Annotated in this window: 13 protein-coding genes; 3 read left to right on the top strand and 10 right to left on the bottom strand. The window is 61.4% G+C overall.

Features of this window, described 5'->3' with window-relative positions; genetic code table 11:
• Nucleotides 1-32: 32 nt before the first annotated feature.
• On the bottom strand, nucleotides 33-185 hold the full coding sequence (locus tag IPJ76_12555; protein ID QQR85437.1) for a hypothetical protein: 153 nt from the start codon (nucleotides 183-185) through the stop codon (nucleotides 33-35).
• Nucleotides 186-666: 481 nt separating this feature from the next.
• On the opposite strand from IPJ76_12555, the gene gcvP reads away from it, so the two are divergent.
• Nucleotides 667-3,525, top strand: coding sequence for an aminomethyl-transferring glycine dehydrogenase (gene gcvP, locus IPJ76_12560; protein QQR85438.1), 2,859 nt, complete (start codon nucleotides 667-669; stop codon nucleotides 3,523-3,525).
• Nucleotides 3,526-3,528: 3 nt separating this feature from the next.
• On the opposite strand, the gene IPJ76_12565 is transcribed toward gcvP, so the two are convergent.
• The 3 genes from IPJ76_12565 to IPJ76_12575 are packed head-to-tail and all read right to left on the bottom strand — an operon-like array spanning nucleotide 3,529 to nucleotide 8,376.
• Nucleotides 3,529-4,656 (bottom strand): amidohydrolase, encoded by a 1,128-nt coding sequence (locus tag IPJ76_12565; protein ID QQR88459.1) that lies wholly within the window; start codon nucleotides 4,654-4,656, stop codon nucleotides 3,529-3,531.
• A 50-nt stretch (nucleotides 4,657-4,706) separates the two neighbouring features.
• Nucleotides 4,707-5,075, bottom strand: a complete 369-nt coding sequence (locus IPJ76_12570) for a sulfite exporter TauE/SafE family protein (GenBank protein QQR85439.1) — start codon at nucleotides 5,073-5,075, stop codon at nucleotides 4,707-4,709.
• Nucleotides 5,076-5,127: 52 nt separating this feature from the next.
• Nucleotides 5,128-8,376, bottom strand: a complete 3,249-nt coding sequence (locus tag IPJ76_12575) for a PD40 domain-containing protein (protein QQR85440.1) — start codon at nucleotides 8,374-8,376, stop codon at nucleotides 5,128-5,130.
• A 77-nt stretch (nucleotides 8,377-8,453) separates the two neighbouring features.
• Between IPJ76_12575 and IPJ76_12580 the strand changes: the two genes are divergently transcribed.
• The gene (locus IPJ76_12580) at nucleotides 8,454-9,137 is read left to right on the top strand and encodes an MBL fold metallo-hydrolase (GenBank protein ID QQR88460.1); all 684 of its coding nucleotides are present in this window, start codon (nucleotides 8,454-8,456) and stop codon (nucleotides 9,135-9,137) included.
• Between the two features lie 102 nt (nucleotides 9,138-9,239).
• Here the strand turns inward: IPJ76_12580 and IPJ76_12585 are convergent, their stop codons facing one another.
• From IPJ76_12585 to IPJ76_12610, 6 genes are all read right to left on the bottom strand, one after another.
• Entirely contained in the window at nucleotides 9,240-10,082 is an 843-nt protein-coding gene (locus IPJ76_12585; GenBank protein QQR85441.1) for a hypothetical protein, read from the bottom strand.
• A gap of 73 nt (nucleotides 10,083-10,155) precedes the next feature.
• Nucleotides 10,156-10,455: a type II toxin-antitoxin system RelE/ParE family toxin gene (locus IPJ76_12590; protein ID QQR85442.1), complete on the bottom strand. Its 300-nt coding sequence runs from the start codon at nucleotides 10,453-10,455 to the stop codon at nucleotides 10,156-10,158.
• Between the two features lie 5 nt (nucleotides 10,456-10,460).
• Complete coding sequence (locus IPJ76_12595; protein ID QQR85443.1) at nucleotides 10,461-10,715, bottom strand: hypothetical protein; 255 nt, start codon at nucleotides 10,713-10,715, stop codon at nucleotides 10,461-10,463.
• A 409-nt stretch (nucleotides 10,716-11,124) separates the two neighbouring features.
• Nucleotides 11,125-12,474 (bottom strand): FAD-dependent monooxygenase, encoded by a 1,350-nt coding sequence (locus tag IPJ76_12600; GenBank protein QQR85444.1) that lies wholly within the window; start codon nucleotides 12,472-12,474, stop codon nucleotides 11,125-11,127.
• Nucleotides 12,471-13,745, bottom strand: a complete 1,275-nt coding sequence (gene kynU, locus IPJ76_12605; GenBank protein ID QQR85445.1) for a kynureninase — start codon at nucleotides 13,743-13,745, stop codon at nucleotides 12,471-12,473. Before kynU ends, IPJ76_12600 begins: the two co-directional genes overlap by 4 nt.
• A 71-nt stretch (nucleotides 13,746-13,816) precedes the next feature.
• Nucleotides 13,817-14,449, bottom strand: coding sequence for a hypothetical protein (locus tag IPJ76_12610; GenBank protein ID QQR85446.1), 633 nt, complete (start codon nucleotides 14,447-14,449; stop codon nucleotides 13,817-13,819).
• A gap of 74 nt (nucleotides 14,450-14,523) precedes the next feature.
• On the opposite strand from IPJ76_12610, the gene IPJ76_12615 reads away from it, so the two are divergent.
• The gene (locus IPJ76_12615) at nucleotides 14,524-15,105 is read left to right on the top strand and encodes a DUF479 domain-containing protein (GenBank protein QQR85447.1); all 582 of its coding nucleotides are present in this window, start codon (nucleotides 14,524-14,526) and stop codon (nucleotides 15,103-15,105) included.
• Nucleotides 15,106-15,121: the final 16 nt, after the last annotated feature.

A 15,121-nucleotide genomic window follows, 5' to 3' on the forward strand; every position in this document is an offset into this window, starting at 1 on the left:
GTCGATCAGCAGGCCGATGGGGAACGATCGCCTCAACGCAGCACGAAGCGGTGGTAGAGCACGCGCTCTTCGCGCACCAACAGCAGCGTGTAGGTGCCCGCTGCTGCGCGCGACAGGTCGAAGGTGGAACGGGCGCCATCTTCCGGCAATCGTTCCAGTTCAGCCACCAGCTCCTTGTTGCTCATGCGGCTCAGGTACGTGGGCTGATACGCCCGAGTGCGATGCCGCTTTGGAGCCGATAGGTGCCAACAGCGTAAGTGCAAAGTGCAACCCGCCGCCGGCCGGACCGTTCTTCAGGTATAGGTCAGGAGTTGATGCAGCAAGTACACCATCGCCCAGAACACTTCGCTGCCAACCTTAACTTGACACTTGAGTACAATGTTGTGCACCTCAATTTTGAGTTTCATTTCCTTCGGAAAAACGTATGCGCAGTTTCAGGGCCGCCTTGTCGCCCAAAGGCACTTGTTAGGGTGTGCGGAACCCAAAGGCCCTCCAAAGGGCGCACAAGTACACAATGCCGTGGATGATTGTGAGCACCCGGGGCGGCTCGTGGATGAGCAGACCTGGATCCGATACGTACGCGTGAAAAAGCCGCCATCCTCCTGACCTCCCTCACCCGTCCCCGCCCGCACCCCCTTCTATCTTCGCCGCCCCTACGACAAAACCATGTCAGCCAACTACCAGCAGCGCCACATCGGCCCGGATGCACAGGAGACCGCCGCCATGCTCAAGACCATCGGCGAGCCCAGCGTGAAGTCCCTCATCGAGAAGACCGTTCCCAGCGGCATCCGCACCAAGGGTGCCTTGGCCACCGGCGATGCCCTGAGCGAGCACGAGCACCTGGCCAACATGAAGGCCCTCGGCGCGAAGAACAAGCTGTTCCGCAATTACATCGGCCTCGGTTTCCATGGCACGCTGGTGCCGCCGGCCATCCAGCGCAACGTGCTGGAGAACCCCGGTTGGTACACGGCCTACACACCTTACCAAGCGGAGATCAGCCAAGGCCGCCTGGAAGCGCTGCTCAACTTCCAAACGATGGTGAGCGAGCTCACCGCGCTGCCCATCGCCAACGCCAGCTTGCTGGATGAGGCCACGGCTGGAGCCGAGGCCATGTTCCTGCTGCACAGCGCGCGTCCCAAGGAGCTGGCCAATGCGCACAAGTTCTTCGTGGACAAGAGCCTCTACCCGCAGAACATCGATGTGCTGCACACGCGTGCTGTGCCCGTGGGCATTGAGCTCGTGCACGGTGACATCAAGGACTTCAATGCCGATGGCAGCTTCTTCGGCATCATCGTTCAATACCCCGCCGTCGATGGCAGCGTGAACGACCTGCGCGCCATCGTTGCCAAGGCGAAGGCAGCCGGTGTGCGCGTGGCGGTATGCACCGATCTGCTCGCCCTCACGCTCCTGACACCTCCGGGCGAGTGGGGCGCCGATGTATGCGTAGGCAACAGCCAGCGCTTCGGTGTGCCCATGGGCTATGGTGGTCCGCACGCAGGTTTCTTCTCCTGCGCCGACGAATTCAAGCGCGTCATCCCCGGCCGCATCATCGGCATGAGCCAGGACCGCCGCGGCAAACGCGCGTTGCGCATGGCACTGCAAACGCGCGAGCAGCACATCCGCCGCGACAAGGCCACCAGCAACATCTGCACGGCGCAGGCGCTGCTAGCCGTAATGGCCAGCATGTACGCGGTGTACCACGGCCCCGATGGCCTCAAGAGCATTGCGCAGCGCACGCATAGCGCCACGCGCGCATTGGCCGAAGGCGCGAAGGCGCTCGGTTGCACGTTGGTGAACGCGTCGTTCTTCGACACTATCACCATTGGCGGCATTGACGTGAAGAAGGTGCGCGAAGCCATGGGGAAGCGCAGTATCAACCTGCGCTACGGCAAGGACAGCGTGTCCGTGTCCTTCGATGAGACCGTGCGCGAGCAGGATGCGAACGATGTGCTGGCCGCGTTGGCGGAAGCGCTCGGCAAGAAGGCCAGTGCCACCAGCCTCAACGGCGCTTCACTCGCAGTGCCCGCCGACTTGCAACGGAGCAGTGCGTACCTCACCCACCCGGTGTTCAACACGCACCGCACGGAGACGGAGCTGATGCGCTACATCAAGCGCTTGGAGAACCGTGACTTCAGCCTGACGCACGGCATGATACCGCTCGGGTCTTGCACCATGAAGCTGAACGCCGCCAGCACCCTCATGCCGCTCACATGGCCGGAGTGGGCAAACATGCACCCTTTCGCTCCGGTGGAGCAAGCAGGCGGCTACCAACAGGTGTTCACCGAACTGAGCGACATCCTCGCCAAGTGCACCGGCTTCACCGGTGTGAGCCTGCAGCCCAACAGCGGCGCTCAGGGCGAATACGCGGGCCTGCTCGTGATCCGCGCTTACCATCATGCTCGCGGCGACAAGCAGCGCAACGTTGCCCTCATCCCCAGCAGCGCGCACGGCACCAACCCCGCCAGCGCGGCCATGGTGGGCATGAACATCGTGGTGGTGAAGGCGGACGAGGAGGGTCACGTGGATGTGGCCGACCTGAAGGCCAAGGCAGAGCACTACAAGGACACGCTCAGCTGCCTCATGGTCACGTACCCGAGCACGCACGGTGTGTACGAGGAGACCATCAAGGAGATCACCGGCATCATCCACGCCAACGGCGGCTTGGTGTACATGGACGGCGCGAACATGAACGCCCAGGTCGGTCTGACCAGTCCCGGTGAGATCGGCGCCGACGTTTGCCACCTCAACCTGCACAAGACGTTCGCCATACCGCACGGCGGCGGTGGCCCCGGCATGGGCCCCATCTGCGTCAACGACAAGCTGAAGCCGTTCCTCAGCGGCCACACGCTGGTGAAGACGGGTGGCGAGAACGCCATCGGTGCCGTGAGCAGCGCACCGTGGGGCAGCGCGCTCATCCTGCTCATCAGCTACGGCTATAGCAAGATGCTCGGCGGCGTTGGTCTCACCGCAGCTACGGAAAACGCCATCCTCAACGCCAACTACATCAAGGCGCGGTTGGAAAAGCACTATCCCATCCTCTACGCGGGCACCAACAACACCGTGGCCCACGAAATGATCCTCGACTGCCGCGAGTTCAAGCGTACTGCCGGGGTGGAGGTGGAGGACATCGCAAAGCGCCTGATGGACTACGGCTTCCACGCGCCCACAGTGAGCTTCCCCGTTGCGGGCACGCTGATGGTGGAGCCCACCGAGAGCGAAAGCAAGAGTGAGCTCGACCGGTTCTGCGAAGCGATGATCGGCATCCGCAAGGAGATCGCCGCCATTGCCGATGGCACCGCCGACAAGGCGGACAACGTGCTGAAGAACGCGCCGCACACCAACGAGGAAGTATGCGCCAACGAGTGGAAGCATGCTTACAGCCGCGAGCAGGCCGCTTTCCCCACGCATACCCAGCGCGAGTGGAAGTACTGGACGGTGGTGAGCCGAGTGGACAACGCATACGGCGACCGCAACCTGGTGTGCACCTGCCCGCCGGTGGAAGACTACGTGACGCAGGAGGCGTAAGCCTCAGCCGAGTTCCGCCAACGCGCCAGCCACCATCATGGCGCAGCCTATGGACAACGCGCGTTCGTCAATGTCGAAGGTGGGCGTGTGCAGCCCGCGCGGTGCCGTTTCGTCCGGCGCTCCGGTGCCAAGGCGGAAGAAGCACCCGGGCATCGCATGCGTGTAGAAGGCGAAGTCTTCGCTGCCCATGCGCTGGTCCATCAGCACCACGTTCTCCGCACCGATGAGCGCCTCGGCCACGCGTTGCATGCGCGCCGTCAACGCTTCATCGTTCACCACCACGGGATAACCCTTGCGCACCTCGAAGTCGCAAGCACCGCCCATGGCTGAGCAGATGGCACTAGCCCGTACCGGTAACCACGTGTGCATGTCGGTGCGCAGCGCTTCATCGAACGCGCGCAAAGTCCCGGCGATGCTCACGTCGTTCGGCACAACGTTCGTAGCGCCGAGCGCTTCCACGCGCCCGAAGGCCAGCACGGTCTTTTGGCCCGCATAACGCGCGGCGAACTCCTCCTTCAGCTGTATGAGCAGCCGCGCGGTGATCATGATGGGATCGATAAGCCGCTCGGGTTGAGCCGCGTGCCCGCCCTTGCCGCGCACGGTCACGTACAACTCGTCGCTGCTGGCCATGAACGGGCCTGCACGGAAACCGAGCTTGCCGTTGGGCAGTTCCGGTGTCACATGTTGACCGAGGATGCCATCAGGAAGCCGCGCGCCGAAAGCGCTCTCGTTCAACACCAGCGAAGCACCACCGGGGATCTTCTCCTCGCCGGGTTGGAATACAAGTTGGACGGTGCCTTTCCATGAGCCGCGCAGGGCATGCAGCACACGCCCGGCGCCGAGCACCATTGTGGTATGCGCATCGTGGCCGCAAGCGTGCATCACACCGGTGTTCGTGCTGCGATAGTCGCAGATGTTCTGTTCGTTGATGGGCAGGGCGTCGATGTCGGCACGAAGTGCGATCGTCCTGCTCCCGGCGCCGCCTTCCCCGTGGATGGTGGCGATGACACCGGTTCCAGCGACCCCCGTGCGGTGGACGATGCCAGCCTCGGTGAGTTCCTGCGCGATCCACGCCATCGTGCTGCGCTCCTGGAAGCTCAGTTCAGGGTGCGCGTGCATGTGGCGGCGCATGCGCACCAGCTCGGGCTGCAAGCGCTCAACGGTTTCCTTGATGTGTGCGATCACTTGCCGAAGATGAGCTTCAGCGCCGCAACGATCATCAACACACCGAACACCTTCTTCACGGCTTCCGGTGAAAGCGCCAACGCACCCTTGCTGCCCATCCAGCTGCCCGCCATGAAGGCCACGGCGATGATGCCAACGGCTTTGAAGTCGATCGGGTATTGCTTGTGGTAGTTCCACACGGCCAGGAACACCACCGGCAGTACGAGCACCGCCAAGCTGGTGCCTTGTGCCTGGTGCTGGCTATAGCCCAGCAACCACACCAATGCGGGCACCATGATGATGCCGCCGCCGACGCCGACGAAGCCGCTCAGCGTGCCTGCCAACAATCCCGTAAGGACCAACAGCAGAATGGTCGAGGTCGACATGCGTTCCTGGATGCTTGAAGCTGGGGACTTGGGTCTTTGGACTTTAGACTTGTCAGATGTCCAGCGACAAGGAGAAGTAGAAAACTGGGTCGAGGATCACACCATCATCGATGCCCCACGCCCAATCGGTGCGGACGAAGTAGCCCAGCAAGCGGGTGCGCAGCCCGAAGCCGTAGCCTGCCACGATCGGCTCCCGCTGATTGTCCACCGTGATGGTGAGCGGGTTGTTCTCGTAGGTCGTCGTGTTGAACGTGTTCTCACTGCTGTATGGGTCCGGACCGGTCCAAGCTGCACCGGCATCGACGAAGGTGGCCACCTGGAAATTGTGCAGGAAGTCGCTGCGGATGGGCCGGTTCATCAGCCAGCGGAAGATCGGCACCCGCAGTTCGCTGTTGAGCACTCCGAAGCTGTTACCGTTGCGGGCGTTGTAGAAGAAGCCGCGGACAGGGGTTGATAGGCCCTGGTAGAAATAGGGTTGCGTGAAGTCGATGGGGATGCTGGGGTCGAAGCGCGGGAAGAGCCAGTTGTCCACGCCACCGAGGAAGAACAGCACACGCCGAGCGCCGATGCTGCTGCTGCCCGCCAACCGGTTCACCCAGATGATCTCGCGGTGCACGCGCAGGCTGTGGCGCAGGTCCAGCCCGAGCACGGTCATCTCACCTGTGTTCTCGTCAACGCTCCTGTAGTACTCACCGAAGAGCTTGGCTTTCCAGCCGGTCCAGAGATTGAGGCCGCGCGGAAGGCTGCTGTCAAAGACATATTCGAGCTTCACCCCGGAGGTGATGTCGTACTGGTTGCGTTCCTGCAGGCTGAACAGGTCTGTGCTCTGGAACACACGCCGGTCGTACCGCTCAATGAGCGAGAGCCGCACGCTGCTCAGTTCATTGAAGGGGTAGGTCATCCGATACGTGAAGACGTGCGTGTGCGTCTTCACGACGTTGAACCCAATGAACGATTGTATCGCCTGCCGCGTGAACGTGATGTCCTTGTCCACCCGCCGCTTCAGGTTGATGTATTGGAGCATCCAGTCGTTGTTGTTCAAGTCCAACGCAAGCCGGTAGCCGCCCACGATCTTGTGGTCCTCGAACAGGTCGCTCACGGCCATCTTGATCAGGCCGCTCAGGCCGGGGTTCAAGTTGTCCGCACCGTTTATGGGTTGGTAGAACCCGTTGTTGTAGCTGTTGTCCACCTGGCTCTGCACCTCGTCGGTGGTGAAGTTCAGGTTGTAGTTGCGCTGCTCGGGGAAGGCGAAGGCCTTCTGTGCGGAATCAACACGCGCGACAACGGTGCCGCCTTGGTCCATCACGGTGTTGCCTGCGGTGTTGGTGCCGCTACCATTTGCCGGGGCATCGGTCTCGCCCAAGAAGCGGTAGTTGCTCACGTCCACTTCATCGGGCTTGGCCACGCGTGGCACCAGTGGATCCACCTTCAGCACAGGGCTCATATCGTCGGTAACCGCACCGCCACCGGGCGTGCCGCGCGGATCGGGGGCTCCGGGATCCGTGGCGTTCTGCTGCGCGGTTCGTCCTTCATCGGTGCGACCCACGTGGAAACGGTACTTGCCCTCGCTGAAGAACAGTTCGCTGTACCGGCCACCGCGCGCGTCCACTTCCTGGTCCAGCGCGCCGCGGTTGAAGTCAGTCACTCGTTCGTTGCGGGTGAAGTACCGGTAGTGCACGGTGGTGTCCACGTGGCTCACGGCGCTGTCGTAGCGCACCAGCCAGCGGTTCATGGTGCCGCCCGCGTCGCTCAGGTAAGTGTAGCTCGCGCTGTCGAAAGCCGCTGGACTGGTCTCGTTGGCGCTGGGTGTGTTGCTGAGGCGGGTGAGCAGGAGGCTGCGCGTGTCGAGGTCGTAGAGGAAGATGTCCTTCATACCGGCCGTAAGCGCAACATCACCGTTCGCCCGCAAGGTGTCGTCCGTGCGATCGCTGCTGAAGATGAGCTGTGTGCCATCACTGGTGAAGCGCGGGTCGAGGTCGTCCCATTGGTCGTCGGTCAATTGTTCCTGCCGGTTGCCGATGATGTAGTGCAGGTAGAGGTCGGTGCGGCCTTCGCGCACTGCGCTGAAGACGATGGTCTGCCCGTCAGGGCTGTAGGCGAGGTCCAACACCTTCTCCACGTTCAGCACCGGTTTCACCGTGGTCTTCTTGTCATCGAGCGAGTATGTGCGCATGAACGGTTCGCCCTTGCGCTCCACGATGTAGCTGAGGCCACGGCTGCCGGGGTGCCAAGCCAGTACGGGGTAGCTCTTGTCGATGATGCGGTTCAGGCGGTGCTCGCCGCGCGCGATCACCGTGCGCTTCTTGTTGCTGATGTCGTACACGAAAACCTTGTAACGCCCGAGCTCGTTGCTCACCCACGCCGCGTACCGCCCGTTGGGGCTTACTTCGAACTGCGTATAGGCGATGGTGCGCTTGTGCTTCATGGGGAACTCGTCGAACACCAACGGCTTGCGCAAGCGGTCCTGCTCGGTGAAGCGATCGCGGTAGTAGGCCACGCACTCCTCGCTCAGTGTTTTCAGACTAACGCCCAGCACGAATAGGAAGCCGCTCTCGGCGTTGCGGCTCACGCGGGTCATGTACAGGATGTTGGGCACCACGCTCTCGCCGTACACATCGCTCACGTACCTCCAGATCATGTGTCCGGCCAGTGCTGCTTCATCGCCCTCCAACCGGTTGAACTTGTCGAAGCGGCCGGTGAGCACGCCGTCCTTGATACGCATCTCGGTCTCCGCGTCCCATCCGCGTCCCACATGGTCCACAAGGCCCTTGGTGTACCACTCGGGAAGGTTGAGCAGTGTGCTGTTGCGGATCACCTCGCGCCAGTTGCCGCCGTACATCATCTGGTCCAGCATCACTTGCGCAATGCCGCTTCGTACCTGCTTGTCCAGCAGTGCACGGTCGCCCTCGTTGTACACGAAGATCTTGGTGCCCACGATGCGCGTCACCCCACCGATGTTGAACTGCTCTTCGTTGCTCAGGCCGATGTTGCTCTGGCGGAAATCGGTGAGCGAATTGTACACCACGAACTGAAGGCGCTCGTCCAGCGCGAAGTCGAACACGCGCTCCAGGTCCTTCAGGTGTTTGTGCGCGCTGATGGCAGTATAGCGTGCGACATCACGGCCACCCTTGTAGAAGTAGGTTTCCAGCGCACCGAACTTGTACTGCTGCCAAAGGAAGTCCTGGTACTGCACCCGGTTCTTGCCGAACTGCTGGCGACTGCCGTTGTAGAACTGCGCCTGTGAGACCGTTGCCGTGAGCAGGGCAACGAGAACGAAGAACGTGCGGACAAACAACTTCATGGACGCCTTGTGCGATGCAACTTTGGCCACCCTTTCCCGGGCAGGACCCCGCGAAGTTGGGTCATATTTCCGCAATGCTGACGGTCCGCTCCTTCACTTTCAATCCGTTCCAGGAGAACACCTACGTGGTGCACAACGGTAGTGAGGGTATCCTGGTGGATCCGGGCTGCTGGAAACTGCATGAGGAGCAGGAGTTGGCCGACTGGCTGGAGCAGAACGGCATCACCCCGGTGCGTCTTGTGCTCACCCACGCCCATATCGACCATGTGCTGGGCTGTGCTTGGGTTCTTGAGCGGTTCGGGCTGAAGCCGCAAGTCCACAAGGCCGATCTGCCTTTGCTCCAAGCCGCGCCGCATCAAGGTGCTTTGTGGGGCATCCATTGCGACCCGGTGCCCGAGCCGGAGGTGTTCCTGGAACCCGGTGGAAGTCTTGCTTTGGGCGAAGACAAGCTGGACATCCTGTTCGTGCCTGGGCATGCACCGGGTCACATCGCCCTATACCATAACCCCCTCTCCACTCCTTCGGCTTCGCTCCGGACAGGCTCCGAGGGCAGGGGTGAGGCCTTCGTGGTCAGTGGCGATGTACTGTTCAACGGCAGCATTGGGCGCACCGACCTGCCGGGCGGCGACTTCGATGTGCTGGCCAAGAGCATCCGCGAGGTGATGTACCCGCTCGGCGACGAAGTGATCGTGTACAGCGGCCACGGCGATCCTACCACCATCGGCAAGGAACGGCGTACCAACCCGTTCGTGAAGGGCTGAGCTGCTGTCCCTCATTCCGCCTTTGGCGAACCCTCCATTTGGCGCCCTGAATACTCTGTGAGGCTCCGTGCTCTCTGTGCCTCTGTGGTGTTCACCTGCCCTCTATGGCCTCTCGTACTGCGGGTTCACCACCTTGTGCCGTTCGAACTCGTTGTTCTTCACCGGCACACAATCGAACCCGTTGGGATAGCGCAGGAAAAGGAAGCGGATGCTGAGGATGAGCGGCCGGTAAGGACTGCTGAACCATTGCAGTTGCCCGAAGCCCTGGTCCTCCGGTAGTACGCTGAACACTGGTGTTTCGATGGCGGGAATGACGAACAAGCGCTGCGTCATCTTGAAGCCGTACCCCAGTTTGAGGTGGGCCTGTGCTATGATGCTGGGCGGATACTCCTGCCGATTGAGGATGGGGTCGCCGGTATGGGCGCGCCGCGAACCGATGTCGAGATCCCCGTTCGCGCCGAGCGAAAGCTGCACGAACTGGTACCGGCCCGTCTGGAAAAACTTGTTCGCGTTCACGTGCACGGTGAGATACTGATCACGGAATGCGCCGCTGCCCGCTATGGTGGCGATGCTGTCGCCGCGCTGCAGGATGCCGGTGAAGTCTTCGGTGCCCTTGAGTTGCTTGTAGGCAATGCCGAAATCCCAGTAGTCCAGGATGACGGGATCGCGTGTGGCATGGAACCAGCCGGCCTCCAGGTAGAGCCCGATGCGGCCGTTGGGGTCGTATATCGCTGTGTAGCTGGTGTCGCCCGCGCGGAAGACCTCCTCCTCGCGGTCCTTGGCGTTGGCCAGCGCGTAGGTGATGCCCGGCGCGAAGTAGAGCCCGCCGCGTTTCATCTTACCGTCCAGCGGGATCAGGTCGGGCCATTTGCGCTTTGCGAAGCCTTGGGCGGAGAGCTCAAGGAGCAGCGGAAGGCACAGGAGAAGGGCAAGCACACGCTTCATGCAACGAAGGTGAAGGACGTCTGGACCATAACGCGCCAGGGCCGGGGGAAAGTGTCAACGGGGGGAGGTGCGATCAGCCACGCATCTTGCCCGGGTGCTGCCGCGCATCGAAGATGTCGGTGATCACTATCCGGTCTTCAACGACGAGGTAGATCAACTTGTAGTTCCCGACCACCCATCGCCTGTGGCCTTTGCCGAGATGATCCAATAGGATCTCGAACTGACCTGCGCCGGGATGCTTGGCAAGGAACCGCATTCCATCATCCAGCAAGTCGAGCGTTCGTTGGGCGTAGTTCTCGTCATACGCTTCCAACATGAAATCCCAATGCCGCTCCAGATCCTCTGCGGCCAGCTTGGTGAGAAGGACCTTCATGCCCGCTATTGCCGTTTCGCTTTGGACGCACGGCTCTTGTCGATCTTCGACTGGAGCTTGGTGCGGACCTCTTCCCAGGGCACCACATCACCTTTGGCGGTGGCCCACTCGGAAAGGAGTGCTTTCTCGGTCATTCTACGCTGCTCACGCGCTTCATCCGTGTCGTTCTTCAACAGGATGTCGATGGACTTGAGGATGCCTTTGTCCGTCTCCTTGGTGATCTTCTTCTTCAGCTTGGTGATGAGCGCGGAGGTGGTCATGACTTCCAGTGGTCAAGCAAAGATAGTGGCGTGTGCACAGGCCTTTTGTGGACTGCGCTTTAAGGTTTTCGGTCGGGATCGGTGCAGAAGTCACGGCTCTCCCAATTCGAGCCAGGGTGGTTGAAATGGATGCAACCTTCATTCCATCTAAATTGAAATGTCGCCTTGGTCCCAGAGTCGACCATCTCTACATAGTCCCCCCAATCCGAATGGAACACGCCCCAGCTACCTTTTGATATCACAACATCATGCTTGCGAAAAAGGTAGGACCTATTGCATGCAAGCAACAATTCTTCACCTGCCGCAGGAGACAGAAAACGATGCCGCGCACATAGCTGCAACTCCAGCGTTGTTGCCCTCCGGCTGCAACCAAGTAAGAGCAAACTGAACGCAAAGCACAACCGGAATCTCATATGGGGCCCTTAACCATCCCCATCACCTTCTTCTCCACCTCTTCGCTCTGCCACTTCTCTTCGATGCCGGGCAGCGCCAGCACTTCTTCCATGATGCGGTCGTGGCGCAGGCCCTCGCGCCAGGCATCCTTGTATTCGATGTCGCTGAACTTCACCTGGCTGTACAGCGGCAGCCACTGGTCCGGGTGTTTGGCCTGCAGGTGGCCTTCGATCTTCTTGCGCAGCAGGAAGCGAGGATCGGCCACCAGGTCGCGCATCTCCACGAAGTTGCGCAGGCTCAGGTCGGCAATGGCATCGCCGTTGGGTTTGCGCAGTTTGCCGTAACGCTCCAGCACCAGCGGCCAGTTGTCGTCGCCGTGTTCGTTGAGCAGATCGTTCAGCACCTTGCAATCCTCGTAGCCCGCGTTCATGCCTTCACCATAGAACGGGACGATGGCATGTGCCGCGTCGCCAATCAGTGCCACCTTGCCGTTCATCGTCCACGGGTTGCAACGGATGATGGCCAGCGTGCTCTGTGGATTGCGCATGTATTGTTGCACCACATCGGGGATCAGCCCGGGCACGTCGGGGAAGTGCTGCGCGAAGAAGGCGGTCACCTGTGCTTCCGCCTTCACGGTATCGAAGCCGGGCGCGTTCTCCGTGTGCGTGTTGGGCATGAAGAGCGTGCCGGTGAAGCCGCCGTCCTGGTTGGCCAGGCCCATCAGCATGAACCAGCGGCGCGGCCAGATGTGCAGGCAGTGCGGGTCCATCTTCGGTGAGCCATCAGCGTTCGATGGGAAGGCGATCTCCTTGTAGTCGTGTTCGATATACTCCTGCGAGTAGGTGAACCGCTGGCCCATCATTTTCTGGCGCACAGCGCTCGGCGCGCCATCAGCACCGAAGACGACATCCGCCGGAACGACCACGGGCTTGCCCTGGTGTTCGAACGTGCATTCACCTCGCGACAGGTCAACGTCCGCGCACTTGTGGTCGAAGTACAAGGACACGTTGGGGAACTTCTCTGCTTCGGTGAGCAGGCGACGGTTCAGCTCGCCACGGCTTACGCTGTAGATGGCGCGGTTGTCGATGCTGTACGGAACGCGGTTCAGGTTACCGCTGGCATCGTGGACCATGCGCGCGTAAACGGGCACGGAGATGGCCTTCACCGCTTCCTCCACACCGGCCGCCCGCAGAGCCGTCCAGCCGCGGTGCGATACCACGAGGTTGATGCTGCGGCCTGCGTACACATCGGTCTTGCGCGGGTCGCCGCGACGCTCGTACACGCGTACCGTGTGACCGCGCTTTGCCAGGAAGATGGCCAGCAAGCTGCCGACCAAACCGCCGCCTACTATGGTGATCTTGCTCATGACAAACTTGCTTTCAACGCTTCGCCGAACCGGAACACGTCCTCGAAGCTGTTGTACATCGGCACGGGTGCCATACGCAGTACGTCAGGCTCGCGCCAGTCGCACACTACTCCGCGCTCGGTCAGTCGTTTGAAGATACCACGGCCATCGCCATTGACGAGGATGGAGAGTTGCGCTCCGTTCTGCGCCGTGTCCTTCGGCGTGATGATGTTGAACATGTTGCCATGCGCGGCGGAGATGCCCTCGATGATCCAGCGCAAGTAACCGGTCAGTGCGATGCTCTTCGCGCGCAAGCGCTCCATGCCCGCACGGTCGAACTGTTCCAGCGCCACGCGGTGCACCGCCATAGGCAGCACAGGCGCGTTGCTCACCTGCCATGCTTCCGCAGTTGGCATCGGTTTGAAGGTGCGTTCCATCTTGAACCGCTCGTGCTTATCGTGGCCCCACCACCCTGCGAAGCGCGGCAAGTCCTTGCCCAGGTGGCGCTGATGCACGAAGGCCCCGGCCACGCCGCCCGGGCCGCTGTTCAGGTACTTGTAGCTGCACCAGCACGCGAAGTCAGGACCGTCATCGTGCAACTTCAACAGCAGGTTGCCGGCTGCGTGCGCCAGGTCGAAGCCCGCTATGGCGCCTACCGCATGCGCCGCCGCTGTGATGCCCTTGATGTCGAACGCCTGCCCGGTGAGGAAGTTCACTCCGCCGAAACAGACCAACGCCAGTTCATCGCCCAGTTCGTTGATCCGCGCAACGATGTCCTCTTGGCGCAAGGTGTGCTCGCCAGCACGGGGTTTCATCTCCACCAAGCACTCCTCGGCAACAAGCCCATGGTACTCGATGTGTGAAGCAAAGGCGTAAGTGTCGCTGGGGAAGGGGCGCTGCTCGGTGAGGATCTTCACGCGTTTGCCCTTCGGCCTGTAGAACGAAACGAGCAGGAAGTGCAGGTTGCTTGTGAGCTGGTTCATCACCACCACTTCCTCCGGCAGTGCACCAACGAGGCGTGCCGTGCTGGCGTTCAGCTCTTCGTGGTAGCTGTACCATGGATGCTTGGCGTTGAAGTGGCCTTCAACCCCGTGCACGCTCCAGTCGTCGAGCTCCTGCTTCAGCGCCGCAGCCGCTGCTTTGGGTTGCAACCCCAGGGAGTTCCCGGTGAAATAGACGGTTGGTTTCCCGGCGTGTTGCGGGAATATGAACTCCTCCCGGAAGACGCGCAACGGATCGGCGGCGTCCTGTGCCCGCGCAAAGTCGAGCGTGTTCTGGTACGTGATCGTCATGAGCGGAGGCCGAAAGTAGCTGACCGGTTTCCGTTGGAACTGACGGACGTTGGAATGACCCGTGCCCTCGACTACTGCACGATCTCCTGGTTCGGCTTGATGATGAACTGGTTCACCGCGTAGCCGGTGAGCACCCCGGCTGCGCTGCTCAGGAGGGTGCGCAGGATCCGTTTGTTCTTCCCCGCGCGGGCGTACCCGTATGCGTAGAAGTCATCGCCGTCCATCAGCGGGTTGGTGATGGAGCCTTTGGTCACCCGCACACGGGGCAAGGCCATGCTGAGCGAGTACACCGGCGGGATCACCAACGCCATCACTTCGATGTCCAGTCCGATGACCAGCCCGGCCCCGGTGACGAAACCGCCGATCATCGGTAGGATGGGTTTGTAGCCTTTGCGCGCGTCCTGCTGCCCTGCTATGTAGTGGCGCATCTGCTGCACCGAGAAGTCGTTGCCGAAGAGCGTGTCGTGGAAGTACCAGATCCGCTCTCGGCCCAGACTATCAGTTGTGCTGAAGACGTTCTCCGTCGGTTCGGAGCGCTCCTTCACCTTGGTGCCTTTGATGAGGGCGTAGCGTACCTCCAAGGTGCTCTGGCCAATGATGCGCGCGTCGATCGTCTGCCCGTTCATCAGTAGGATGCGGTCCTGGGCGAGCGCGGCCCAAGCGCATTGGACCAGCGACAACAGCAACAGTGTTCTGAGGAACATCGGCGCCGAATGTAGTTGGTGCCTTTGGAGGTATCCGGTCGGTAACACTGATCGCGCGCCTCATCTTCACCCCCATGAACTACCTCGCGCACTTGTTGCTCAGCGGCGATGACCCGCTGGTGATGGTGGGCAACTTCATGGCCGATGGGGTGAAAGGCCGCGACCTGTCCGCTCATCATCCGGATGTGCAACGCGGGATCAGGCTCCACCGCCGCATCGACACCTTCACCGATCAGCATCCGCTAACGGCAATTGGCCGCAAGCGTCTGCACCCGAAGTGCGGCAAGTTCGCCGGTGTGGCGCTCGACCTCTTCTATGATCACCTGCTCGCGAGCGAATGGGAACGGCACAGCAACGTGCCTTTGCCGCAGTACGCCCAAGAGTGCTACGTTGTTCTTGAGCGGGAGATCGCCCGCATGCCGGAACGCACGCAGCGCATGTTGCCCTACATGGTGCGCGGCGATTGGTTGACCGGGTATGCGCAAGTGGAAGGACTGGCCGATGCGCTGTACGGATTGAGCATACGCGTACCGCACGGCATGGTGCTGGCAGGGGCCGAAGCGGTGCTGGTGGCGCACGAGGCCGATCTTCGTCGCGAGTTCCGCACCTTTCTGGGGGAAATGCGCGAACGTCTGGCAGCAACATGGGAAGAGTGAGCGGGGTCTTGTTATC

The sequence above is a fragment of the Flavobacteriales bacterium genome (assembly GCA_016699575.1).
In the GTDB taxonomy this organism is placed as follows: domain Bacteria; phylum Bacteroidota; class Bacteroidia; order Flavobacteriales_F; family PHOS-HE28; genus PHOS-HE28.